This is a genomic window from Cohaesibacter haloalkalitolerans (assembly GCF_003574655.1).
Classification (GTDB): Bacteria; Pseudomonadota; Alphaproteobacteria; order Rhizobiales; family Cohaesibacteraceae; genus Cohaesibacter; species Cohaesibacter haloalkalitolerans.
Map to the genome: position 1 here is coordinate 415,882 of NZ_QNUM01000005.1, position 24,116 is coordinate 439,997.

The following is a 24,116-nucleotide window of genomic DNA, read 5'->3' on the forward strand; positions in this document are numbered from 1 at the left end:
AGTGCTCTTTTGCTGCCTCTCGGCAGGAGGAGAGAACGGAAAAGAAGTCTTGTTGGCGCAGGCCCCTCGAGCCTTACGCTGCGATTTGCTGCGGCAGGTCTATTTCGAGACGCGCACCGCTTTCCGGATCGAAGAAATGGATTTTTTCCGGCTCAGCACGCAGATACAGGATGTCACCTGGCTTGAGTGCAAGGCTCGGGTCCAGCCGGGCCGTCAATTCCTGCTTGCCGACGAGACAGATGGCATGGGTGTCGGACCCGAGTGGTTCCAGCACATCAACGCGAGCGGTAATGAGAGCCTCTTCTTTGTTGCAGGGAATAAGATGTTCGGGCCGAATGCCGACCTCGATTGTTTCTCCCGGAACTTTGCCACAGTCGGCGACCTTGAGTGAGAAGCTGTCATTTTCCAGCACTGTCTCGGCGTCAGCGTCGGCAACAGTCGCCGAGATGATATTCATCTTGGGAGACCCGATGAATTCACCGACAAACCGGCTGATTGGCTTCTCATAGACACTCACGGGCTGGCCCTGCTGCATGATCATGCCGTCCTTCAGAATGACGATATGATCAGCCAGTGTCATGGCTTCCACCTGATCGTGGGTTACATAGATGGTGGTGGTGCGGAGTAATTGATGCAGGCGCTTGATCTGGGTGCGCATATCGACACGCAATTTTGCGTCGAGGTTGGAAAGAGGCTCATCGAAAAGATAGACCTTGGGCCGCCGCACGATGGCGCGTCCCATGGCGACACGCTGGCGCTGGCCACCGGAAAGCTGGCCGGGTTTGCGATGAAGGAGTGGGGCGATCTGCAGGATGTCTGCCGCCTCCTTGACACGCTGATCAATTTCGCTGGCGTCCATGTTGCGCATCTTCAGCCCGAAGCCGATGTTTTCAGCAACCGACATGTGCGGATAAAGGGCATAGTCCTGAAACACCATGGCGATATCGCGGTCGCGGGGTTCAAGCTCATTGACGACCTCGTCGTCAATCTTGAGGGTTCCGCCGGAAATCTCCTCCAAACCGGCAACCATGCGCAAAAGGGTGGATTTGCCACAGCCCGAAGGCCCCACGAAGGTCACAAATGCTCCGTCTTCGATAGATAGGTCAATACCCTTGATTGCACGAAACGACCCGTAATTCTTGACAAGCCGCTCTAGCTTAATACTCGCCATCAGTTCCTCCCAGATGACCGCGCCGGGGTCGGAAATCCCGGCCATTCGATGTGTGTGTAAAACTCCAGTTTCGGCAGCGGAGCCGATGAGGGGGACAATCGATCATGACCTGAAAAAGCAGTCTTGTCATATCGATTAATTATCGCTATATTATCGATAATGAAACGGAGATGCAAGCGCTGGGATGAAAATGACGAACGAAAATCTTGATAAACAGCAGGGTAGCACAACAGCCTCAGGGCGACGCAGTGCGAAGAGGAGCCTTACTGTCTATGACGATTTGCAGCGTGAAATCATGCTTGGTGTCTTGCCACCCATGGCTACGATTGTGGAAATGGAAATAGCCGAGCGCTTCGGCTGCAGTCAGAGCACTGTGCGGGAAGCGCTCATTGCCCTTAGCAATGACGGGCTTGTCGAAAGGCGCTCACATCGGGGCACCTTTGTTGCGGATGCGCGGGCCGATGATGCCCACGAAATGATCCGTATCCGACGCGATATTGAGTCGCGAAGCATGGTGCGCGTTTTGCGCCGGTTTGGCTCGCTGCTCAGGAGCGAGCTTTCAGAGACCATCGAGAATATGAAGGCAGCGGCGATGCAGGATGATGTCTATCAGCTCACGCTCTATGACCGCGCCTTCCATCTCAATCTGTTTGATGCTGCCGATCTGCCCAGCGTGCGGCCGATGCTGCAGCGTTGTCTCATTCACAACCACCGCTTCAAGATTCTGAATTCCGGTAGCCAGCGGGATTTGTATGAAACAGCCGTGCGACATGAAGCGATCCTGGATGCTCTTGCGGAGGGAAACGCGAAGAAAGCCACCGCCGCCATCGCACATCACGTAACAACCATCGCCGAATTCGGTCCGGATATCACAGAGGAGGACATCTAGCTCGTTGTGTTGGCCGAGCCGTGGAGACGTTCGGCTATCGGGTGAAAGCAGCTCAGGAGAGGGGGCTGGCTTTCAGAGGAGATCGAAAGATCGGGGAAGGATATGGCCGAAGCCCGAACGGCCTCAGGGGGAGCGGGAGGCTTCTTTTGTCAAATCACGGGCATTGAGGAAACCACTTTGCCGTTGAGAAAACGGTATTAAGCGGAGGAGAAGATGAAGAAATCACTGTCCGTCGCAGCGCTCGCTGCGGCAATGATGATTTGTGGCGCGGCCGCAAACGCAGAAGATACTGTTCGGTTCTGGTATCACTTCGACAATGCGGACAACCCGATGGCTGATCTGGTTGCCAAGTTCGAGGCAAAGAACCCTGGCATCAAGATCAAAGCCGAAAACATTCCCTGGAATAGCTATTACGATAATCTATATACATCGATCATTGCGGGTAATGCACCAGACGCAGCTATGGTGAAAATGCACGCACAGCCTCGGCTGGTCGAAATGGGTGCATTGGAGCCGATTGATGATCGCATCGCTGCGTGGGATGGCGCAAGCGACATTCAGGCCAACCTTTTCGACCTGACCAAAGGCCCGGACGGCAAGCAATATTATCTGCCCGTCCAGTATGTCGTTCTCTATCTCTACTATCGCGCCGACATGTTCAAGGAACTTGGCCTCGAACCACCCAAGACCTGTGATGACTTCCGCAACGCAGCCATCAAGCTGACCCGGGACACCAACGGCGATGGACGGAACAATGTCTATGGCTTTGGTTTCCGTGGCGGCAAGGGCGGTCATGATCACTGGGGCAGCCTTGTTCTCTCCCGTGAAGGCGTGAGCTTCGACAAGAGCGGTCTGACCAGCGACGCAGGCGTTGCAGGCACCCAGTTTGTGGTTGATCTGTTCCAGAAAGACAAGGTCTTCCCGCCATCCGCACCAAATGACGGCTTCAAGGAAGTAACCGGAGCGTTCAAGGCTGGCACCACGGCCATGACCATTCACCACATCGGCTCGGCCAACGACATGGTTGCCGCGCTTGGTGACAAGGTTTCGGCCACAACCGTGCCGGAATGCGGCGGTGGACGCTGGACGTCATTCGGCGATGAGTCGACGGCTGTCTTCTCCTCGGCCAAGAGCAAGGATGCTGCCTGGAAATGGATCGCCTTCCTTTCCTCCGCAGGCAACAACAAGGAATTCAACGAGTCCACCGGTCAGTTGCCTGTCACCAAAACAGACTCTGCCAACTGGACCCTGCATCCGAAACGCTTTGTCGATGCCACCATCGAGTCTTTGCCATTCGCTCACATGCTCCCGAACCGGCCTGAAACGTCCGACTTCGTGAACACCGAGTGGCCAGTCAACATGCAGCGTGCGCTCACCGGCGAAATCACCGCAAAAGAAATGAACGAGAAGATCGACAAACTGTTCAACAAGTAAAAGCTGAACATTTGCCAATGGTTCGGTCGAAAAGTTCGGCCGAACCGCTCCCCCATGACTCCGGTTCTGCGCTGTCGGACAGCACCTCTCATCAGGTGAAGTCAGGATGGCGGCACATAGGACGCCGGCTTGTTATCCGGTGACATGACAATGACAATGACTTCATCTGAGTGGCCATCGAGTCGCGCGGCGCTCGCTAAACGCGTACTACCTTATGCGCTTTTATCGCCCGCCGTGATCGTGACTTTGGCGATCGTTTTCTTTCCAATGCTGCAGGCAGCATGGATGAGCCTGCACGACTATATCTTATGGAAACCGAACGCGATCAGCTTTGTCGGCCTGAAAAACTTCTTTGCCGCCTTCCATGACGAAGTCTTCTGGATTTCCCTCAAGCATACCGTGATCTGGATCGGGCTTACCATTCCCAGCCAGCTGCTGCTCGGTTTGGTGACGGCGCTTCTGCTCAATCAGGAATTCCCATGGCGTCCGCTGGCCCGTGCCCTGATCATCATCCCCTGGGCCCTGCCATCCGTTGTCATTGGGCTGATGTGGGTCTGGATCTATGATTCCAACTACGGCATCCTCAATGACTTCCTGCTGCGCATGAACATCATTCAGGACTCCGTGCCCTGGCTCGCCGATCCAGATACGGCGCTCTATGCCATCATCCTGACGCTCACGTGGCAGGGCTTTCCATTCTTTGCCGTGATGATCCTGGCCGGGCTGCAGTCCATTCCGCGGAGCTATTATGAAGCCGCGTCGATCGATGGTGCCAGCAAATGGCGCCAGTTCTGGCACATCACTCTGCCCGGAATTTCTGGGGTTCTGGTAACGGCAGTGCTGTTGAGGACCATCTGGGTCGCAAACTCCATTGACGTCATCTACGTCATGACCGGCGGCGGGCCGGGCTATGCCACCTATACGCTACCGCTATACGCCTTCGTCAAGGCGCGCACCAACCTCGACTTCGGCTACGGCTCTTCGCTTGCCGTGCTCTTCACCATCATGTTGCTCGGTATCGTCGTGGTCTATCTACGCAAGGTCGGAAAGGGAGCGGACTAATGGTTAGCCACAAAAGCAAACTGCGCCGCATGTTGACTGTTGAACTGCCGATGGTGATCATCCTGCTCTTCACCCTCGGGCCGTATCTCTGGATGATGCTGACGTCGCTGACACAGGAAGACAAGCTCTTCACGCAAGGGCCGAGCCTGATCGGCGCAACCTTCGAGAACTACTACCGGCTGTTCAACACCGTCGGGTTTCTCGACAACATGATCACGTCCTTCATTGTGGCCGCTGGCACCGTCGTCGTCGGTCTCACTCTCAGCGTCACCGCAGCCTATTCCTTCTCGCGATTCAACTTTATCGGCAAGAAATATCTGCTGACGCAATTCCTGATCATCAACATGTTCCCGATCGTGCTGCTGATCCTGCCGCTGTTCGTTCTGATGCGGGTACTTGGTCTGCTGGATTCGCATCTGGCCCTGATCATCGCCAACTCGACCGTCGCCATTCCCTTCTCGGTCTGGATGATGACAAGTTATATCAATGGCATACCCAAGTCTCTTGATGAAGCTGCGATGACCGATGGCTGCACGCGGATTGGAGCTCTGAGGCGCGTCGTGCTGCCGCTCTGCATGCCCGGTATCGTCGCCACCGGCATCTATATCTTCATCACCGCATGGAACGAATATCTCTATGCACTCTCTCTTGGTGGCTCGAATGTGCGTCCGATCACGGTCGCGATCCAAACCCTCATCGGCGAGTATGAAGTGCAGTGGGGGCTTCTCACATCCGGCGGTATCGTTGGCGCTTTGCCTGCGACCATCCTGTTCCTGATTGTTCAGAAACGCCTGATCAGTGGCATGACGCAAGGCGCAGTGAAGGGGTAGGGGCGGAACGCCTCTGGAGGCAAGACGATGAACAATCCGATTGGAATAATCTCGATGCAGTTTGCCCGGCCATTTGGCCGGGAGCATCTGGGCCTGTTTGTCCGGATGAAGGAGCTGGGGTTTGATCTGGTGGAACTGTTGGTTCCCGAACCGGAAGAAGGTCTGGCGGCCGGCGACATTCGGCTGGCGCTTGATGATGCGGGCTTGCAAATTGCGCTCGCCGCGAGAGTGTCATTGGCCCGGTCGATCTCCGATAGCGATCCGGCGATCCGTCAGGCTGGCACGGACTATCTTCAATACTGTATCGAGCTTGCCGAAACGGTTGGCGCCATTTCCGTTGGCGGCCCTCTCTACGGGGCTCCCATGGTCTTTGCCGGGCGTGCCCCGGCGCCTGTTGCCGACGATGAAATGAAGGCAAGGGAAGAGCGGGTTGTCACGGCCCTCTCGGATCTTGCTCCCGTAGCGGAGAGCGCTGGTTGCCTGCTCTCGGTTGAGCCGCTCAATCGCTATGAAACGGATGTCATTTCGACCGTATCGCAGGCCCTGCGGGTGATTGATGCGGTTGATCATCCTGCACTGGGGCTGCTGTTCGATACTTTCCACGCCAACATCGAAGAACGGTCCATTCCCGATGCGATACGCATGGCGGGAGACAGGCTGTTTTATTTCCAGGGAAATGAAAATCATCGCGGTTTCCCGGGAACCGGCAACATGGACTGGCCGGCAATCATGAAGGCGCTTTGTGACATTGATTATCAGGGTGCCATAACGCTGGAACCCTTCCGTCGCAATGATGATCGTATCGGCTTGCCCATCGCCCAGTGGCGTCCACCACAGGAGGACGAGAGCGAAAAATTGAGGGCTTCTGTAGAACTGGTGCGCGCCTGCGCCCGAATGGCGGACTATCAAAGATGACACTGAATATTGGCTGGATCGGATGCGGGCGACACGCCACGCAAATGTTGATGCCGCAACTGGCACGCAATGACCTGCACATCGCTGCGGTCTGCGATCTTGATGGCAAGGCCGCAGCACGGGCCGCTTCCCAATATGGCGCCGAAGCGGCTTATGGCGACTTCCATGAGCTTGTCAATCACAAGGGGCTCGACGCTGTTGGCATGGCCGTGGGGCCGGAGGTTCATCATGACGCTGCTCTGGCGGCGCTTGCCAAGGGACTGCCGGTCTTCATCGAGAAGCCACCCGCAAAGGATCTGGCAAGCGCTCGGGAGATAGCCGCTGCCGCCGACAAGGCTGGCAAACCCGTCGTAGTCGGCTTCATGAAACGCTATTCCACCGGTAACCGGATTGCCCGCAACATTCTCAAGGGTGAAGCATTTGGCCCGGTCATGGGGCTGAGCGGCTATTATATGAACGAGCCTGCCTATTTTTCGGGAAAGCCCGACTATTCGAGCTTCTACCTGCATCATTGTGTTCACTACATGGACCTGCTGCCCTGGTTGGCCGGGGCACCCTTTTCTGATCTGTCGGTGCGGGTCAACGTCTCCGAGCCGGGTCATATCCTCGTGCATCTGGGCTTCGAATGCGAAAACGGTGCCATCGGCTCGGTCGCCATGGGGACAACCCAGTCACGCGGCAATCCAACCGAAAGCCTGACCATCATGGGCGACCACAGGCGGGTCGAGATCCAGAACATCATCCATGTGAAATACTTCCGCCATCCGCCCTTCAAGGCCGATGACCGGAACGCAACGCTCGATCCCGAGGTCGACACCCTCTGCTGGGAACCCAATTTCACAGCCGCAGCCAATGAGGATCACAAGGGTTATGCAGCGCTGATCGCCGATGCCGCCGCCGCCTTTCGCGGTGAGCCGTCGGCTGCTCCCCAAATCCACGATGGCGTCCAGGCAATGGCGTCTCTCGAGCGCATGACCGCATTGATCGAGCAAGAGTTCAAGAAACAGAAGAAATAACGCCGGAAAGGATCAGAGGGAATTGCCGCGCCCTTCCACAAGCATTGCGACAATTCCCCCACAAACAAGGAAAGGAAACACTCCATGGTAAACAGATATCTTCCTACCCCTGTGTTGCATCGCGTCGTTGAGAAAGACGGGTTTGTCTTTGTCGGCGGTACTGCCTGCGATGATACCAGCAAGGATATCAAAGGGCAAACGCTTGAGACCCTCGAAAAGATGGAAGGCTACCTGCATGCGGCAGGCTCGGACAAGAACAAGGTTCTGTTCGCAACCATCTATCTCGCCAGCCTCGATCTCAAGGCAGGAATGAGCGAAGTCTGGGGCGAATGGTTCGAGGCAGAGCATCTGCCCGCCCGCGCGACCCTGTGCTCGCCCGATCTGGGCGGCGACACTTTGATCGAAATTTTCGTCACGGCCTACAAATAGTCTTCCACGAGGTTTGAAATGGTAGATAAAGCCCCAACCGTTCTTGCAAACGCTATCCGCTTTCTCTCGGCCGATGCCGTACAGAATGCCAAGTCAGGCCACCCGGGCATGCCCATGGGTATGGCTGAAATGGGTGTCGCCCTCTGGAAGGGTCACCTGAAACACAATCCCAAAAACCCGAAATGGGATAACCGTGACCGCTTTGTGCTGAGCAACGGCCATGGCTCCATGCTCCTCTATAGCCTGCTGCATTTCACCGGCTATGACGTCACCATGGACGACATCAAGGACTTCCGCCAGCTGCACAGCAAGACTCCGGGCCATCCGGAACATGGCGTGACGCCCGGCGTTGAAACAACCACCGGACCGCTCGGGCAGGGCATCGCCAATGCCGTCGGCATGGCACTCGCCGAGAAGGTGCTGGCCGCCGAGTTCAACCGCCCCGGACATGACATCGTCGACCACTATACCTACGTGTTCCTGGGCGACGGTTGCCTGATGGAAGGCATTTCCCATGAGGCCTGTTCCCTTGCCGGTACGCTCGGCCTTGGCAAGCTGATTGCGCTTTATGACGACAATGGCATTTCTATCGACGGCGAAGTGAAGGGCTGGTTTACCGATGATACGCCAATGCGTTTTGAAGCCTATGGCTGGAATGTCATTCGTGACATTGACGGGCATGACATCGAAGCTGTTGAAGCTGCTGTTGCTGAAGCGAAAAAGCAGAACGCAAAACCAACCTTGATCTGTTGCAAGACGATCATCGGCAAGGGGGCTCCGACGGTGGGAGGGACGGCATCCTGCCACGGCAACCTGCTTGGGGATGAGGAAATCGCCAAGGCCCGCGCTCTGATGGGCTGGACCTATCCGGCCTTCGAGATCCCTCAGGAAGTCTATGACCTGATGAGCGCGGTTGATGCCGGTGCTGCCGCAGAAGCTGCCTGGAACAAAGCCTTTGCTGCCTATGAAAAGGCATTCCCGCAAGAGGCTGCCGTTTACAAACGGCGCATGAGCGGAGCTTTCCCGACAGACTTCGAGGCCAAGCTTGATGCCTTCATCAAGGAGACAGCAAAGGCACAGCAGGAAATGCCGGTTCGTATGGCCAGCCACAAGGCAATCACCATGATCGCCAGCGAACTGCCCGAACTGATCGGCGCGTCCGCCGACCTTGCCTGCTCTTGCCTTTCGATCTGGGATGATTGCACGGCCATAACCGCTGAAGGCGGGGGGAATTTCCTGTTTGCCGGTATCCGCGAGTTCGGTATGGGAGCCATTATGAATGGTCTGGCCCTGCACGGCGGTCTCATTCCGTTTGGTGGTGGCTATGTGACTTTCTCGGATTATCAGCGCAATGCCATCCGTATGGGAGCCCTGATGAAGCAACGGGTCATCTATGCGTTATCCCATGACTCCATTGCCGTTGGCGAAGATGGGCCGACCCATCAGCCGATCGAGCATCTGGCGTCTCTGCGCATGATCCCGAACCTCGACGTTTGGCGCCCGTGCGATGCCGCCGAGGCTGCCGTTGCCTGGAAATGTGCTCTTGAGCATGCCGAAACGCCGACAATGATGTCGCTCAGCCGCCAGATCTGTCCGGCGTTTGAGCGAACAGACGCTCAGGTCGACGCCATCAAACGAGGCGGCTATGTTCTTCGCAAGGAAAAGGGCGAGCTGAAAGCCGTCATCATCGCTACTGGTGGTGAAATGGACATTGCTCTCAAGGGGCAGGCGCTTCTGGAAGCGGAAGGTATCGGAACCCGCGTTGTTTCCATGCCGTCGACCTTCCTGTTTGACAGGCAGGATGCCGCCTACAAGGCAGACGTTCTGCCGGTCGGCATTCCTCGGGTCTCCGTCGAGGCGGGCAATACGGACTATTGGCGCAAATATGTCGGTTTTGAAGGTGCCTGCGTTGGGCTCGACACGTTCGGCGAGTCCGCACCGCCGGCCGTCCTCTACAAGCATTTCAACATTACCGACAAGGCCGTTGCAGACGCTGTCAAATCGGTGATCTGAGCCTCTTGAACAAACCGGTGGCCAGCGCCAGAAGTTGGCCACCGGCTTTCCGATGGACCCCGAAGAAAACCGACGGGGTGATCTTTCATGGCTATCAGGCCCAACAAGGGGCAGAGCCGTGTCGAATCCAAACGGGCAGGGGGCGTGTCCAACTGCTCAGGATTTTCCACGAGGAGGAAATGGAATTGGCTCTCTCAACAATCGAACATGTTGTCATTGGAACGATCGATGGCAAGGAGGTCGATGCCTACCGCATCACCGGCGGCGAGACCACCATCGAAGTGATGACCTACGGCGCCATCCTGACACGGGTACTGCGCCCGGATCGCAATGGCAAGGTCGAGGACATTGTGCTCGGCTACGACAATCCGGCGAGCTATGTGAACAACCCGGGCAATGCAGGAGCGATTTGCGGTCGCTTTTCCAACCGCATCAACCTTGGCCGGTTCACCCTTGAGGGCGAGAAAATCCAGTTGCCGACCAACAGCGGCCCGCACCATCTGCACGGTGGGTTGCCCGGCTATGGCAAACGCTTCTGGCTGGCTGACCCCAACCCGGAACAAAACTCCGTGACCTTCCGGCTGCACAGCCCTGATGGTGACCAGAACTACCCCGGAACATTGGAAGCAACCGCAACATACCGGGTAGACGGCATGGGCGCGTTGGAGCTGACCATGGAGGCGGTGACCGATAAGACCACCATCGTCAACATGATCTATCATGGCTACTGGAATTTGGCCGGGCACGCTAGTGGCAGCGTAACAGACCAGAAGCTCTGCATTCTGGCTGATCACTATACGCTGGTCACGCCTGAGAAGATCCCGACGGGCGAGATTGCTCCGGTTGAGGGAACCCCGTTTGACTTCAATAAACCACACTCGATAGGCGACATGATCGCCGATGCTTGGCCTGATGGCGGTTATGACCACAATCTGTGTCATACTGTTTATGATGGCAAGATGCGGCTGACGGCAAGGGCTTGCGATCCGGCCAGCGGTCGCGGGTTCGAGCTTTACTCTAACCAGCCCGGCGTCCAGTTCTACACGGCAAATCATTTCAAGGCTCTGCCAACCGAAGGCAAGGATGGGGCGCTCTATGAGACCTATCCCGGATTCGCCCTGGAAACACAGCACTATCCGGATTCGCCTAACCACCCCGACTTCCCGTCCGTGACCCTGAAACCGGGAGAGACCTACAGCAACCGGATGAAATTTGTCTTCTCAAAAGACATGGCGCTTTGAAGTCGCCAAATTCTTGTCGCGCCACATTGGGAGCTGGCGACAGACAAGGGCAGACTGGTCAATGAACTTCCTGAGGCGGGGCGAAACTCACGACCCCACCAAACCTCAACTGGCAAGCTGTCAATTCCTCCGCAGCTTGCCAATTTTTGTCGCGATGAACGCGCAAGACACCATGAGACTGACGACGAATGCCTGGCCGTTAGCGAGTCGTCCGCCATGCTGAAGAGGATTGATAATGAGACTATGGCGATGAGTGTGTTTGAAAGAGCTAGATCTCCACTCGTCTATGAAAGTGGAAGCCCATTTCTGCCTGAAGAAGGCGGAGTTACAAGAATTGATTTTGAAATTAACAGTGCCTTGCAGTGCAATGTCTAAACTGTGCTGCCAAAATAGGAAGCAGAGAAAGTAACAAAATAGGATCTGGTAATGAAAAGGAATAAAACATCCCTTGGGCCTTGTTGTATGACTAATGAACTACTTAATTTGGGCAATGTCAAGGCAAGTTGTCGGGTAACTTTTTGCAATGATATATGTATAATAACTTATGTCTAATTATTGTGCAAATTATTCCAAATCTTGCGAATTTAGAAAAGTAAGAAAACGACGAAAATCTGCAATTGTTGATTGAAGCAAGACGCGACAGAATGAAATTCTGCTTAATTGTTGGGCTGAATCAAAAAGATTGCGGAAACTTTGTTCGGCTGAACATTATCTGTGATATTTGCGCGTCTGTGTCTTAAATGCTATCGCTAGACGCTGGTAACGCGCTGGTGCCCGTTGCCATATCCTTCCTCATCTCGTTTCCTGCACGAATGATTACATCCGATATCAATCTCTCATTCCTTGACTGGAAGACAATGAATTTTTGAAAGGTCGTCATGATAGAGTTTCTCACGCGCGAGCGCTTGCGTCTAAGAGCGAGCGGAAAATGGGTGGATTTTGCTGAAGATATCCTGCCTTCCAACCCGGCAGAAATGGACTTCGCCATTGCGCCCGTTATCATGAATGCGCTGCAGTCCACGGTGGACAATCAGAAGTTCGGCTACGCTTCCCATGGTGACGGAGGCCCTGAAGCTAGGCTCAAGGCTGCCTTCAAACAGCGCATGAAGGATCGTTTTGATTGGGAAATCGACACTGCAACCACGCTGCCGGTCAGCAATCTGGTGCAGGCAGTAGCCGCCTCCATATGGGCTTTCTCGGAGGAGGGTGACGGCGTTGCTCTTCAGGTGCCAGCCTATCCGATGTTCCATGCTGCGATTGCCCAGACGCGTCGAACGGCCGTCTGCAACATCATGCCGGTTGTCGACGGGCGTTATGAACTTGATGTCGCGGCACTTGAGCGCCAGATCGGAGAAGGCGTCAGGATTCTGTTGCTCTGCCATCCGCACAACCCGACTGGTCGGGTCTTCTCCAAAGAAGAGCTGGAACCGCTGGCACAGTTGGCTAAAGCGCATGGCTTGACGATCATTTCCGATGAGATTCACAGCGACATCCTGTTTGACGGGCTGACCCATGTTCCTTTCGCAAAGATGTTCCCTGATCTTGCTGAGCGAACCATTACGCTCTACTCCGCCTCGAAGACCTTCAATATTCCGGGTCTTGCCTGTGCCGTGATGCATTTCGGCTCTGACAAGTTGCAGGCAGAGTTCGAGCAGAAAGTGCCTGCCATGTTGCTCGGCCACCCCGGCATAACGGGGCTGGTTGCAACCACGGCTGCCTGGGAAGAGGGGGACGGCTGGGCTCGAGAAAACCTTGCGGTTCTGGAAAGCAATCGCGATCACTTCGTCGAGCGCTTCTGGAAAGAAATGCCGCAAGTGGGCTTGTGCAAGCCGCAAGCAACCTACCTTGCCTGGGTTGATTTTTCGGCCTTTACCATTTCCGGTTCACCATTTGAATTCCTGCGTGACAAAGGGCGCGTCATGGGAGGCAACGGGGCCAACTTTGGCAAGGGCTACGAGCAATTTGTCCGGTTCAATTATGCGACGTCGCCTGAGATTCTGGATGAGAAGATCGATCGCATCTTCAGGGCACTCAAATCGAACAGCAATGATCTGCCGAACTGATCAAACTCCGAAGCAAAAAAGCCCCCTTTCTTCAGTTGGTTGAAAGGGGGCTTTTATGTTTCTGCGCGCAGTGAAGATCATATCGAATCAATCACGCGGCAGTTCTTATTGAGCAGGCTGGCTGCCGAGGTCTTCACCGGATTTGCCGGGTTCGTCATGTTTGGGCAGATACTTGGCCAGATGCGGATACACCAGTGCAATCGATATCAGAATGGCCATGACGTCGGCGACCGGTTGCGCATAGACCACGCCGGAAAGCCCGAACAGGTGGTTGAGCACAAAGATCATGGGAATGAAGATGAAACCCTGACGACTGACCGACAAGACCAGAGATTCCTTTGCCGCTCCCATTGCTTGCAACGTGTTGATGTAAATGAACATGATGCCGATGACCGGGCCGGTTAGCAGAAGCGCTCTCACGAAGCGGACACCCTGATCATAGACGGCTTGATCCTCGATAAAGGCATTGACGATGTAGCCCGAGCCAAGCCAGCTGACGAAGGTCAGCACAGACCCCATGACGAGGGCATAGACGATGGCGGTTTGCAGCACCGACCGGAAGCGCGCCGAATTTTTCGCGCCATAGTTATAGCCAAGCAGCGGCTGGATACTGACACCAAGCCCGATCTGCAACAGAACCGCAATCATCGAAACCTTCGTGGCCACTCCCATGGCTGCAAGGGCAATGTCGCCATAGCTCGACAGCACATTGTTGAGCACGATAACCGACGTGCTCATCAATACGTTGTTGAGGGCTGCGGGAACCCCGATGGCGACGACAGGCCACAGCACACCTCGAATTCGGAAGTCTGACATACTGATGGAAAGCGAGGTCTTGTTGCCAGCCACGAGGCGCCAGAAATAGAGCGAGGAGACGATGTTGCCGATAAGGGTGGCGATGGCCGCACCCGCAACGCCCATTTCGAGTGTAAGGATGAAAAGCGGATCAAGGATGATGTTGAGGCCTGTGCCGAGCATCATGCCGAACATTGCTTCCTTTGCCTTGCCTGCAGCACGGACAATGTTGCCAAACGCGACACCCATGATGACGAATGGCGCGCTGGGGGCCACATACATCAGGTAATCGCGGGTAGGGGCGATGGTGTTCTCGCTGACGCCGATAGCATTCAGTATGCGCGGCATTTCAACAAGAAACACGCCGGCGAATATGATGCCGACGATCCATGAGGTATAGAAACAGAAGGAACTGACGGCGTTGGCAAATCCTGGACGTTTTTCGCCAAGTGCGCGGGAGATGACGGATGTGCCGCCAATACCGATCAGGTTGCCAGTCGCCATGAAGAGCAGGAACACCGGCGTAGCAAGGGACACAGCGGCCACCTGAAACGGATCATTGGTCTGGCCGACAAAGAAGGTATCGGCAATGTTGTAGACGAGAATGACAACCATGCCAGCCACGGTCGGCAGGGCGTTGACGAGAATGGCGCGCGGGACGGGCATTCGTTCAAACAGGTAGTTCTCATGTGAGGTATCTTGCGGTTTCATAAGATGGGGACTGTCCGACTATTTGTTCTTATTCATGAGTTCGTGAATGTTTTCATGGAGATGCCTGAGGCTCGTTTCGAGTGCTTCGATCTGCTGTGGCGACATGCCTTTGATCATCTGCTGGTCAATGCGTTTCTTGGCGATCTGAACCTGCGCATGGATCTTTTCTTCTGCAGGCAGCAGGACGACCAGTTTCTTGCGGCGATCGCCCCGATCCTGAACAAAGGCAACCAGATCCTTCTGCTCCAGACGCTTCAGAACCCCGATCACCGTTGAATGTGCGATGCCGAAATGGTCCTCGATGTCTTTTTGCGAGGTATCCATTCCCTTCCGATCATTGAGAAACCGCAGAAACTTGGCCTGTGTGTGGGTCAATCCGAAAGGATGCAGTTCATTGTTCATATACTGGCTCAGTTTGTCATTGATCTGCTTGAGCAGAAAACCGACACCGGCAAACTCGGTCATTAGGCTCTCCAATTTATGTAGCGTGCTACATTTAAGCGCAAGACATCGGCAAATCAATGAGGAAGGCGAAATAAGTTTGGAAGAAAGTTCCTCCGCTCAACAGGCCGATATGCGGAAATCGGCCCGGCATTTTTGTCTCAGGGGCGTGAAATCGGTTGCCCGACACCCTATTTCAGCCTAGGTTGCCCGCGCTTTCCAACTGGGCATGCGAGCTGTAAAGGAGAATTTTCAGATGCACGGCGAATACAAGGTACATGGCGGAAAACTGGTCGTTGCCGATCTTGACGTTCAGGACGGTGTCATGCGCAACATTCAGATTGCGGGCGACTTTTTCCTCGAACCGGCCGAAGCTCTGGAAGACATCTGTGCGGCTCTGGATGGTCTGTCTGCGACATCTTCTGTCGAGGAAATTGCCTCGGCCATCACAGCCAGGCTGGATGATGATGTTGCCATGATCGGCTTTACGCCTGAGTCTGTTGCCATCGCGGTAAGACGCGCGCTTGGTGTTTCCAAGACATGGCGTGACTACGAATGGCAGATCATCGATTCCGAAGCCGTGGCACCCGCCATGCATCTGGCCCTTGATGAAGTTCTGGCCCGCGAAGTGGCGGCTGGTCGTCGTGCGCCAACCCTGCGCTTCTGGGAGTGGGACAGGGCGGCCATTATCATTGGCAAGTTCCAGTCGCTGAAGAATGAAGTCGACATGGATGCGACAAAGGAACTGGGCGTCCAGGTGATCCGTCGCGTCACCGGCGGTGGCGCCATGTTCGTGGAAAAGGGCACCGCGATCACCTATTCACTCTATGCTCCGGCAGAACTGGTCGCCGACATGAGCTTTGCCGATTCCTATGCCTTTCTCGACAACTGGGTGTTGAAGGCGCTCAACGAGATCGGCATCGATGCCTTCTACAAGCCGCTCAACGACATTTCCAGCACCAAGGGCAAGATTGGCGGCGCGGCACAGAAGCGCTACCAGAAAAGCACCGTGCTGCATCACGTGACCATGGCTTATGACATGGACGCATCAAAGATGATGCAGGTGCTGCGCATCGGGCGCGAAAAACTGTCGGACAAGGGGACTGCCAGTGCGGCCAAGCGCGTTGATCCGGTCAAAAGCCAGACCGGCATGGAACGGCGCGCCGTCATCGATCACATGAAGGCAACCTTCAAGACTCTCAACGGCGGCTCGGACGGCAACATCACGCCGGAAGAATATGCCGCAGCTGAAAAGCTGGTGGCCGAAAGATTCGCAACAGAAGAATGGCTCAACCAGATCCCTTGACGGATATGTGATCGGGGGCTGAGCCTTTCGGTTTCAGTCCTGATGCAGAGGTGGTTCATCCACCAGTTGTTGCCGTACAAGCTTTGCGAAGTCCTGCGCCACGGAGGACTTCGCCTTGTTGGCGGAAAAACACAGAGAGAAGGAAAAGGTGATTTTCGGCCGCAGCGGCCGGATCACCACGCCCCTGCCATCCCATTGACGGGCTGAAAAAGGCTCCAGAATGCCGATGGCCAGCTTCTCGGCCACCAGCGCATAGCCGGATCCGGAATGTTGCGTGGAAAGCCAGTTGTCATTCTCGATTCCGGTTTCGCGAAACTTCTTGAAGATCTTGTTCCAGTTGAGCACACCTTCCGATGACAGCCCGATCAGGGTTTCGCCATCGAGATCGCCGTGGGTAATGACATCCTTCTTTGCCAGCCGGTGTCCCTCGGGAATGACGCAGACAAAGGCAGCATCGATCAGAGGTTCCTGTATGACGCCAGGCAACTCGGCGGCGTGGTTCGAAACAGCAACATCCCCAGCATTGGATTGCAGGTGCCGGAAAATTTCCATCGGCATCCGCACCTCGAGACGAACTTTCGTCTCAGGATAAAGCTCATGAAACCGCTTGAGCACTTTCGGCATCAGCGATGTTGCCAGGGCAGGGGTCGACAGTACACTGAGCAGCCCCATCTGTTCCTGCAGGATACGTTCGGCAACAGCTTCTAGTTGATCTATGCCGGCAAAGGTTCGCTCGACTTCCTGATAGAAACGTAATGCTTCTTCAGTGGGATGCAGGCGGCTTCCCTTCCTTTCAAACAATCGGAACCCGAGATTGAGCTCAAGATCGGCAATCAGGCGGCTCACCGAGGGTTGTGTCACTGCCATCATGTTTGCAGCGCCGGTAATGGTGCCGGTATTCATCGTTGCACGAAAGGCTTCTATTTGTCGCAGTCTCATAAGGGGGCCGTCACCAATCAAAGTTATACTGTCAATATTGACAGTATATAGCATCTATGCATAAAACACCAAAAAAATTCGATTTGACATTATGCTGACGCCAATTATCCATATGTATAATAATAACAAAGATATCGAGCCTCACAGGACAATTGAAGTGACCAAAACAGCAATCGAGTTCATTTCCAAACTGGTGTCGTTTGACACAAGCTCATACAAGTCGAACCTCGACCTCATTGATTATGTGAGAGATTATCTCGCAGGGTTCGGCATCGAGAGCACCTATGTCTACAATGAAGACAAGACAAAGGCCAACCTGTTTGCGGTCATCGGCCCAAATGTGGAAGGCGGCATTATTCTAAGCGGACACACCGATTGCGTGCCTGTGGAAGGACAGCCTTGGGATTCGGATCCCTTTAGTGTTGTTGAAAAGGATGGCCGTCTTTATGGGCGTGGTGTCGCCGACATGAAAAGCTTTTCGGCCATTGCTCTTTCGCTTGTACCGGAGATGGTGAAGGCCGATCTCAAACGCCCGATCATTCTGGCTCTTTCCTATGATGAGGAAGTCGGTTGCATCGGCGCGCCATTCATGATCCGGGAAATCGCCAAACAGCTTCCAAAGCCAACGGCAGCCATTGTCGGCGAACCGACGCTCATGAAAATGGTCAATGCCCACAAGGGCGTCAATGTCTACAAGACCACGGTTATCGGGCAGGAAGCCCATTCCTCCAAGCTGCATCTGGGTGTCAGCGCCGTCATGACGGCAGCCAAGCTCGTCTGCTTTCTTGAAGGGCAGCTCAATTACTACAAGGAACGCAGCTTCCCCGACAGCGGCTTCGAACCTCCCTATACCACGGTTCATGTTGGCATGATCGAAGGCGGCACGGCCCCCAACATCGTGTCCCGCGAATGCTCGTTCTATTGGGACGTTCGCGACATGCCGTGGGACAAGATCAGCGACATCACCGAGCGGTTTGAGACCTATTGTGCTGAGTTGCGGGATGAAATGCGCAAGTCTGCATCAGGCGCGGACATCGTGACTGAGGTCATCGCGGCAGCCCCGCCACTGGCCCCGGAGGATGAAGGCGCTGCCGAAATGCTACTGCGTCACCTGACCGGACAGAACACAGGAAGCGTGGTGCCCTATGGCACCGAGGGTGGCCAGTTTCAGGAAGTCGGAATTTCAACGGTGGTCTGCGGCCCCGGATCCATCGACCAGGCGCACAAGGCCAATGAATTTATTGAAGTTTCTGAAGTCGAGAAGGCCGTGTCTTTCCTGACAAAGGTAATCGACTATCAGGCAAAAAGCTGAATCGCTTCAAACCCGATGGAAACTTTGTTTTATCGGGCTTGTGCAAAAGGCATTCACGTAACAAACTGCAAAATTCAAAGCAGAGACTGTCATCTTGTAATAAAAAGGGAACCGCAAATGACATTATTCAAAAAATCGCTGTTGGTAGCCGCGGCAATTGGCGCCATCGCAATGGCTGCTCCGTCGCAGGCTCAGACCTTCAAATACGCTTTTCAGGGTGATCTGGGGTCCTTGGATCCTTACAGCCTCAACGAAACCTTCACGCTGGGTTTTCAGGGCAACTTCTACGATGCTCTGACCGCTTATGACGAAAACCTGAAGCTGATCCCGGCTCTGGCCACGTCCTGGGAAAACCCGGAACCGAACAAGTGGATCTTCCACCTGCGCGAAGGCGTCAAGTTCCATAACGGCAATCCTTTCACTGCTGATGACGTAATCTTTTCTTGGAAACGCGCCCAGACTGACGGTTCCGACCTTCGCGGTCGCGCAGGCCAGATCGCTTCCATGACCAAGGTCGATGATTACACCATCGAAGCCACCACCAGTCAGCCAAACGCTGTTCTGATGCAGGACCTGACGTTCCTCTACATCATGGACAAGGAATGGAGCGAAGAGAACAACACGCTCGAAGCCACCAGCCCAAGCGATACCAACACCAACAACTATGCCAACCTGCATGAAAACGGCACTGGTCCTTTCATGGTTGTTGAGCGTCAGCCGGACGTAAAAACCAAACTGGTTCGCTTCGATGGCTACTGGAAAGACATCAAGTCCAACGTCAAGGAAATCGAATTCACCCCGATCAAACAGGCCGCAACCCGTGTTGCTGCTCTGATCTCCGGTGAAATGGATCTGGTGTACCCTGTTCCCGTTCAGGACTGGCAACGTCTTGACGAAGCCAAGGGTGTTGCTCCTCTGACCGGCCCTGAAGCCCGCACCATTTTCCTCGGCATGGATCAGGAACGTGACGAACTGCTCTATTCCAACATCAAGGGCAAGAACCCGCTCAAGGATCAGAAAGTGCGTGCAGCCTTTGCTCATGCCCTGAACCTTGACGCCATCAAGCAGAAGATCATGCGTGGCGCGTCCACTTCTGCCGGTACTCTCATTGCACCGCAGATCAATGGCTACAACGCTGAAATCGCCAAGCCATACACCTACGATCCGAAGCTGTCCAAACAGCTTTTGACCGAAGCCGGTTATCCGGATGGCTTTGAAATCGGCATGGACTGCCCGAACGACCGTTATGTCAACGACGAGAAAACTTGTCAGGCTGTCGCCAGCATGCTTGCCAAGGTCGGCATCAAGGTTGACCTCAACGCTCAGCCGAAAGCCAAGTATTTCGCCAAGATTCTGGCTACCGGCGGCTTTGACACCAGCTTCTATCTGCTAGGCTGGACCCCGGGTTCCATCGATGCGCACAACGCCATCCTGAACCTGCTGCATTCCGTTAACAAAGACGCACAGCAGGGCATGTTCAACCTTGGCCATTACTCCAACGCTCGCGTGGATGAACTGACCGGGGAAATCGGCAAGGAAACCGATCCTGCAAAACGTCAGGCCATGATCGACGAAGCCTTCCAGATCGTGAAGGACGAAGTTGGCTACCTGCCTCTGCATCAGCAGCCGCTGTCCTGGGGCGTGCGCGATGGCGTGTCGGTTGTTCAGCGTGCAGACAATGTGCTCGACTTCCGCAACATCGTTGTTCCTGAATAATCTGAAGACATACCCCCGGGCGTTTCGGCGCCCGGGTTTTTTGCCTGAAAAGGCCGTGAGAAGCCTTTCAGTAAATCAACTGGATCTCAGGGAGCCAAATCCGTGATTTCATTCATCGTGAAACGTTTGTTGCAAAGTGTGATGGTCATGCTGACCGTGGCTTTCGTTGCCTTTGCGCTCTTCAACTATGTGGGCGATCCGATCAGCAACATGGTCGGCCAGGACACGACCTTTGCCGAGCGCGAGCAGCTCCGGGAACAGCTTGGGCTGAATGACCCGTTCCTTGTTCAGTTCGGCCGGTTTGTCGGCAATGCCGTGCAGGGCGACTTCGGTCTTTCCTATCACCACAAGCAACCCGTCAGCAATTTGATAGCCGAGCGCATGCCCGCGACACTGGAGCTGTCGTTTATCTCCGCGTTGATTTCCCTGCTGCTGGGGATTCCGCTGGGTGTCTACACTGCTTTGAACAGGGACAGCATCATGACCAAGATCATCATGACAGGATCCCTGATCGGTGTCTCCCTGCCAACATTCCTTATCGGTATCCTGATGATCCTGCTGTTTGGTGTCGTCTGGCGCGTTTTGCCGACCTTCGGGCGCGGGGATGTCGTCATGCTCGGTTGGTGGTCGACCGGCCTGCTGACCGTGACCGGCCTCAAATCGATCATCATGCCAGCCTTCACGCTTGCCCTGTTCCAGATGACGTTGATCATGCGACTGGTTCGTGCGGAAATGCTTGAAGTGCTGCGTACGGATTTCATCAAGTTTGCCCGCGCGCGCGGTCTGCCAAGGCGGTCCGTCAACTATCGTCATGCCCTCAAGAACACACTTGTTCCCGTCATTACCATCACCGGCCTGCAGATCGGCTCGATCATCGCTTTCGCGATCATCACCGAGAGCGTGTTCCAGTGGCCGGGCATGGGGTTGCTCTTCATTCAGGCGATCAGCGACGTCGATATTCCCATCATGGCAGCCTATCTGGTCATGATTGCGCTGTTCTTCGTTGTGATCAACCTGATCGTCGATATCTTGTATTTCCTTGTTGACCCCCGCCTGCGTGTTGATCGCGTCAGCGGTAGTCACTGAGCAATGTCCCAACGGTAATTCAGGAAACTTTTCTTATGAAACAAGCCTTGAAACGGTTTTTTGACGGCGACCTTTGGTACAGCTTTTCCCATTCTCCCGTCGTAATCCTGTCAGCGGTGATCACACTTCTGATCATCCTGTCAGCCATTTTCGCCCCGATGATCGCGCCGCACAATCCGTTCGATCTCGCCTCGATCGACATCATGGATTCCAACCTGCCACCGGCATGGAACGAGTTTGATGGCGACATGCGCTTCCTGCTCGGCACCGACGATCAGGGCCGCGACATTCTGTCGACCATTCTCTATGGTGCCCGTATTTCGCTGCTCGTCGGCTTTGCTTCGGTTGCCTTCTCGGTTGTCCTGGGCGTTGGCCTTGGTCTCATCAGTGGCTATGCTGGCGGTCGTACCGACACCTTCATCATGCGTATTGCCGACGTGCAGCTGTCTTTCCCGGCGATCCTCATTGCCCTGCTGATCGACGGTGTGGCTCGCGGCATTTTCCCAAGGGATCTGCATGATGAGCTGGCTGTCTATGTCCTGATTTTCGCCATCGGCATTTCCGGCTGGGTACAATATGCCCGAACGGTTCGCGGTGCTACCATGGTGGAGAAGGGCAAGGAGTATGTGCAGGCGGCCCGGGTTATCGGCATTCGCCCCGGCACAATCCTGTTCCGCCATATCCTGCCAAACGTCACCGGCCCGGTGCTTGTCATCGGCACCATTCATCTGGCGCTGGCCATCATCACCGAGGCAACCCTCAGCTTCCTTGGCGTCGGTGTGCCACCAACCACACCGTCACTGGGCACCCTGATCCGCATCGGCAACGACTATCTGTTCTCCGGTGAATGGTGGATCTCGATCTTCCCCGGTATCGCTCTCATTCTGCTCGTCCTCGCCGTCAACCTTCTGGGTGACTGGCTGCGCGATGCGCTCAACCCGAAACTGCGATAAGGCGAGGTGGAATAATCATGGCACTTTTGGAAATCAAGGATCTCCGGATCGAATTCCCAAGCCGACGCGGCACCATGGTCGCCGTCGACAAGGTTTCCCTGCAGGTCAATCCGGGTGAAGTTCTTGGCGTCGTCGGGGAATCTGGCGCCGGCAAGTCAACCATCGGCAACGCCGTCATCGGCCTTCTGGAGCCTCCCGGACGCATGGCTGCTGGTGAGGTCTACCTCAAGGGCGAGCGCATCGACAATCTCAGCGATCGGGAAAAGCGCAAGCTGCGTGGAAAGCGGATCGGCATGATCTTTCAGGATCCTCTGACCTCGCTCGATCCGCTTCAGACCATCGAGAAGCAGTTGGTGGAAACCATCGAGCTGCATCTGGATGTAACCGAAGCCGAAGCAAAGGACCGTGCGGTTGATCTGTTGCGTCAGGTCGGTATCCCTGATCCGGAACACCGCGTCAAACAGTATCCGCATCAGTTTTCCGGTGGCATGCGCCAGCGTGTGGTCATCGCTCTTGCGCTTTGCGCCGAGCCGGAGGTGATTATTGCTGACGAACCGACAACGGCGCTCGACGTGTCCATTCAGGCTCAGATCCTGGAGCTGATCAAGAAGCTTTGCGTTGAGAAAAACGTTGGCATGATGATCATCACCCACGATATGGGTGTGATTGCCGACGTCACCGACCGCGTTGCCGTCATGTACCGTGGCAATCTGGTGGAAGAGGGGACCACAGCCAAAATTCTTGGTGATCCGGATCACCCCTATACCCAGAGCCTGATCAGTGCAGTTCCTCGTCCGGACAAGCGTCTTGATCGTTTTCCGCTGGTCGAATATATCGAATCCGCAGGAGAAACGAAAAAGAGCCTAGACATTGCCAATCACTGGCTCGGTCAGGCTCGTGACTTCGGTGACCACTATACCGGCCCGCTGATTCACGTCGAAAATCTCTACATGCGGTTTCTGACCAAGAATTCGATCTTCAAGAAGAACCGGAGCTATTTCGACGCGGTGAAAGACGCCAACTTCGAAATCAATTCAGGTGAGATTTTCGGTCTTGTGGGCGAGAGTGGCAGTGGCAAGTCGACCATCGCCCGGATGATTTCCGGGCTCTACACCCCGGCAGAAGGCAGCATCTACTTTGCGGGGACCGATCTGACGCAGATCACCACCGAGAAGAAACGCGACCATTTCCGTCGGCAGATGCAGATGATCTTCCAGGATCCTTTCTCCTCGCTCAATCCGCGCATGAAGGTCATGGACATCATTGCAGAGCCAATCCGCTTCCATGGGCTTGCCAGTTCCCGGGCCGAAACGGAAAGCATCGTCCGCGATCTGCTGGATCACGTCGGGCTGGGTGTTGCTGCCGCAATGAAATATCCGCACGAGTTCTCGGGCGGTCAGCGTCAGCGCATTTCCATCGCCCGTGCTCTGGCGACCCGGCCACGCTTCCTGATCTGTGATGAACCAACCTCGGCTCTGGACGTGTCCATTCAGGCACAGATCCTCAACCTGCTCAAGGACCTGCAGGCCGAGCTCGGGTTGACGATGCTGTTCATCAGTCACGATCTGCCGGTCATCCGGCAGATGTGCGACAAGGTCGGCGTCATGCGTTATGGCCAGCTGCTGGAAGTTGCGGAGACCGAACAGCTGTTCGAAAACCCGCAGCATGAATATTCCCAGCATCTGCTCGAACTGATGCCGAAACTGACCAACGTCAAGGCAGCCTGATTGCAGACGGCCTGTACGGGAAGACACTGTGAAAGGCGCGGTTTCGACTGCGCCTTTTTCTTTGCTC

The 24,116-nt window shown here is 55.1% G+C and carries 20 protein-coding genes; 16 read left to right on the top strand and 4 right to left on the bottom strand.

Annotation, left to right across the window (positions count from 1 at the left end):
* Positions 1–73: 73 nt before the first annotated feature.
* Positions 74–1,171, bottom strand: coding sequence for an ABC transporter ATP-binding protein (locus DSL70_RS15010; RefSeq protein WP_119308835.1), 1,098 nt, complete (start codon positions 1,169–1,171; stop codon positions 74–76).
* Between the two features lie 190 nt (positions 1,172–1,361).
* On the opposite strand from DSL70_RS15010, the gene DSL70_RS15015 reads away from it, so the two are divergent.
* The 10 genes from DSL70_RS15015 (at position 1,362) to DSL70_RS15060 (ending at position 13,063) form a co-directional block, all read left to right on the top strand.
* The gene (locus DSL70_RS15015) at positions 1,362–2,060 is read left to right on the top strand and encodes a GntR family transcriptional regulator (protein ID WP_162916728.1); all 699 of its coding nucleotides are present in this window, start codon (positions 1,362–1,364) and stop codon (positions 2,058–2,060) included.
* Positions 2,061–2,273: 213 nt separating this feature from the next.
* Entirely contained in the window at positions 2,274–3,494 is a 1,221-nt protein-coding gene (locus DSL70_RS15020; protein WP_119308745.1) for an ABC transporter substrate-binding protein, read from the top strand.
* Between the two features lie 285 nt (positions 3,495–3,779).
* Positions 3,780–4,556, top strand: coding sequence for a carbohydrate ABC transporter permease (locus DSL70_RS15025; RefSeq protein WP_245418229.1), 777 nt, complete (start codon positions 3,780–3,782; stop codon positions 4,554–4,556).
* A complete protein-coding gene (locus DSL70_RS15030) occupies positions 4,556–5,386 on the top strand; it encodes a carbohydrate ABC transporter permease (RefSeq protein ID WP_119308746.1) in 831 nt (276 codons plus the stop codon). Before DSL70_RS15025 ends, DSL70_RS15030 begins: the two co-directional genes overlap by 1 nt.
* A 27-nt stretch (positions 5,387–5,413) precedes the next feature.
* A complete protein-coding gene (locus DSL70_RS15035; protein ID WP_119308747.1) occupies positions 5,414–6,301 on the top strand; it encodes a sugar phosphate isomerase/epimerase family protein in 888 nt (295 codons plus the stop codon).
* Complete coding sequence (locus DSL70_RS15040) at positions 6,298–7,317, top strand: Gfo/Idh/MocA family oxidoreductase (RefSeq protein ID WP_119308748.1); 1,020 nt, start codon at positions 6,298–6,300, stop codon at positions 7,315–7,317. The genes DSL70_RS15035 and DSL70_RS15040 overlap by 4 nt, the downstream gene beginning before the upstream one ends.
* Before the next feature lie 84 nt (positions 7,318–7,401).
* Positions 7,402–7,746 carry a RidA family protein gene (locus tag DSL70_RS15045; protein WP_119308749.1) on the top strand — a complete coding sequence of 115 codons (345 nt, stop codon included), beginning with the start codon at positions 7,402–7,404 and terminating at the stop codon, positions 7,744–7,746.
* Positions 7,747–7,764: 18 nt separating this feature from the next.
* Positions 7,765–9,759 (top strand): transketolase, encoded by a 1,995-nt coding sequence (gene tkt, locus DSL70_RS15050; RefSeq protein ID WP_119308750.1) that lies wholly within the window; start codon positions 7,765–7,767, stop codon positions 9,757–9,759.
* A 185-nt stretch (positions 9,760–9,944) separates the two neighbouring features.
* Positions 9,945–11,000 carry an aldose epimerase family protein gene (locus tag DSL70_RS15055; protein WP_119308837.1) on the top strand — a complete coding sequence of 352 codons (1,056 nt, stop codon included), beginning with the start codon at positions 9,945–9,947 and terminating at the stop codon, positions 10,998–11,000.
* A gap of 878 nt (positions 11,001–11,878) precedes the next feature.
* The gene (locus tag DSL70_RS15060) at positions 11,879–13,063 is read left to right on the top strand and encodes a MalY/PatB family protein (RefSeq protein ID WP_119308751.1); all 1,185 of its coding nucleotides are present in this window, start codon (positions 11,879–11,881) and stop codon (positions 13,061–13,063) included.
* 105 nt (positions 13,064–13,168) lie between these two features.
* Here DSL70_RS15060 and DSL70_RS15065 read toward each other — a convergent pair whose 3' ends face one another.
* Positions 13,169–14,569, bottom strand: a complete 1,401-nt coding sequence (locus tag DSL70_RS15065) for an MATE family efflux transporter (protein WP_119308752.1) — start codon at positions 14,567–14,569, stop codon at positions 13,169–13,171.
* An 18-nt stretch (positions 14,570–14,587) separates the two neighbouring features.
* Entirely contained in the window at positions 14,588–15,034 is a 447-nt protein-coding gene (locus DSL70_RS15070; RefSeq protein ID WP_119308753.1) for a MarR family winged helix-turn-helix transcriptional regulator, read from the bottom strand.
* Positions 15,035–15,266: 232 nt separating this feature from the next.
* Here DSL70_RS15070 and lplAB point away from each other — a divergent pair, with 232 nt between their 5' ends.
* Positions 15,267–16,316, top strand: coding sequence for a lipoate-protein ligase LplAB (gene lplAB / locus DSL70_RS15075; RefSeq protein ID WP_119308754.1), 1,050 nt, complete (start codon positions 15,267–15,269; stop codon positions 16,314–16,316).
* Between the two features lie 33 nt (positions 16,317–16,349).
* On the opposite strand, the gene DSL70_RS15080 is transcribed toward lplAB, so the two are convergent.
* On the bottom strand, positions 16,350–17,255 hold the full coding sequence (locus DSL70_RS15080) for a LysR substrate-binding domain-containing protein (RefSeq protein WP_162916730.1): 906 nt from the start codon (positions 17,253–17,255) through the stop codon (positions 16,350–16,352).
* A 157-nt stretch (positions 17,256–17,412) separates the two neighbouring features.
* Here DSL70_RS15080 and argE point away from each other — a divergent pair, with 157 nt between their 5' ends.
* From argE to DSL70_RS15105, 5 genes are all read left to right on the top strand, one after another.
* Positions 17,413–18,567, top strand: coding sequence for an acetylornithine deacetylase (gene argE / locus DSL70_RS15085; protein ID WP_245418230.1), 1,155 nt, complete (start codon positions 17,413–17,415; stop codon positions 18,565–18,567).
* Between the two features lie 117 nt (positions 18,568–18,684).
* Positions 18,685–20,283 (top strand): ABC transporter substrate-binding protein, encoded by a 1,599-nt coding sequence (locus DSL70_RS15090; protein WP_119308757.1) that lies wholly within the window; start codon positions 18,685–18,687, stop codon positions 20,281–20,283.
* Between the two features lie 102 nt (positions 20,284–20,385).
* A complete protein-coding gene (locus DSL70_RS15095) occupies positions 20,386–21,369 on the top strand; it encodes an ABC transporter permease (RefSeq protein ID WP_162916732.1) in 984 nt (327 codons plus the stop codon).
* A 35-nt stretch (positions 21,370–21,404) separates the two neighbouring features.
* Positions 21,405–22,322, top strand: coding sequence for an ABC transporter permease (locus DSL70_RS15100; protein WP_119308759.1), 918 nt, complete (start codon positions 21,405–21,407; stop codon positions 22,320–22,322).
* A gap of 17 nt (positions 22,323–22,339) precedes the next feature.
* On the top strand, positions 22,340–24,049 hold the full coding sequence (locus DSL70_RS15105) for an ABC transporter ATP-binding protein (RefSeq protein ID WP_119308760.1): 1,710 nt from the start codon (positions 22,340–22,342) through the stop codon (positions 24,047–24,049).
* Positions 24,050–24,116: the final 67 nt, after the last annotated feature.

What these genes read in the sequence shown, in the direction of transcription:
- lplAB (WP_119308754.1), top strand. Translation starts at nt 15,267, where the DNA reads ATGCACGGCGAATACAAGGTACATGGCGGAAAACTGGTCGTTGCCGAT.
- DSL70_RS15105 (WP_119308760.1), top strand. Translation starts at nt 22,340, where the DNA reads ATGGCACTTTTGGAAATCAAGGATCTCCGGATCGAATTCCCAAGCCGA.
- DSL70_RS15010 (WP_119308835.1), bottom strand. Translation starts at nt 1,171, where the DNA reads ATGGCGAGTATTAAGCTAGAGCGGCTTGTCAAGAATTACGGGTCGTTT.
- DSL70_RS15025 (WP_245418229.1), top strand. Translation starts at nt 3,780, where the DNA reads ATGAGCCTGCACGACTATATCTTATGGAAACCGAACGCGATCAGCTTT.
- DSL70_RS15040 (WP_119308748.1), top strand. Translation starts at nt 6,298, where the DNA reads ATGACACTGAATATTGGCTGGATCGGATGCGGGCGACACGCCACGCAA.
- DSL70_RS15100 (WP_119308759.1), top strand. Translation starts at nt 21,405, where the DNA reads ATGAAACAAGCCTTGAAACGGTTTTTTGACGGCGACCTTTGGTACAGC.
- DSL70_RS15090 (WP_119308757.1), top strand. Translation starts at nt 18,685, where the DNA reads ATGACATTATTCAAAAAATCGCTGTTGGTAGCCGCGGCAATTGGCGCC.
- DSL70_RS15080 (WP_162916730.1), bottom strand. Translation starts at nt 17,255, where the DNA reads ATGAGACTGCGACAAATAGAAGCCTTTCGTGCAACGATGAATACCGGC.
- DSL70_RS15045 (WP_119308749.1), top strand. Translation starts at nt 7,402, where the DNA reads ATGGTAAACAGATATCTTCCTACCCCTGTGTTGCATCGCGTCGTTGAG.
- DSL70_RS15030 (WP_119308746.1), top strand. Translation starts at nt 4,556, where the DNA reads ATGGTTAGCCACAAAAGCAAACTGCGCCGCATGTTGACTGTTGAACTG.
- DSL70_RS15035 (WP_119308747.1), top strand. Translation starts at nt 5,414, where the DNA reads ATGAACAATCCGATTGGAATAATCTCGATGCAGTTTGCCCGGCCATTT.
- tkt (WP_119308750.1), top strand. Translation starts at nt 7,765, where the DNA reads ATGGTAGATAAAGCCCCAACCGTTCTTGCAAACGCTATCCGCTTTCTC.
- DSL70_RS15060 (WP_119308751.1), top strand. Translation starts at nt 11,879, where the DNA reads ATGATAGAGTTTCTCACGCGCGAGCGCTTGCGTCTAAGAGCGAGCGGA.
- DSL70_RS15015 (WP_162916728.1), top strand. Translation starts at nt 1,362, where the DNA reads ATGACGAACGAAAATCTTGATAAACAGCAGGGTAGCACAACAGCCTCA.
- DSL70_RS15020 (WP_119308745.1), top strand. Translation starts at nt 2,274, where the DNA reads ATGAAGAAATCACTGTCCGTCGCAGCGCTCGCTGCGGCAATGATGATT.
- DSL70_RS15070 (WP_119308753.1), bottom strand. Translation starts at nt 15,034, where the DNA reads ATGACCGAGTTTGCCGGTGTCGGTTTTCTGCTCAAGCAGATCAATGAC.
- DSL70_RS15065 (WP_119308752.1), bottom strand. Translation starts at nt 14,569, where the DNA reads ATGAAACCGCAAGATACCTCACATGAGAACTACCTGTTTGAACGAATG.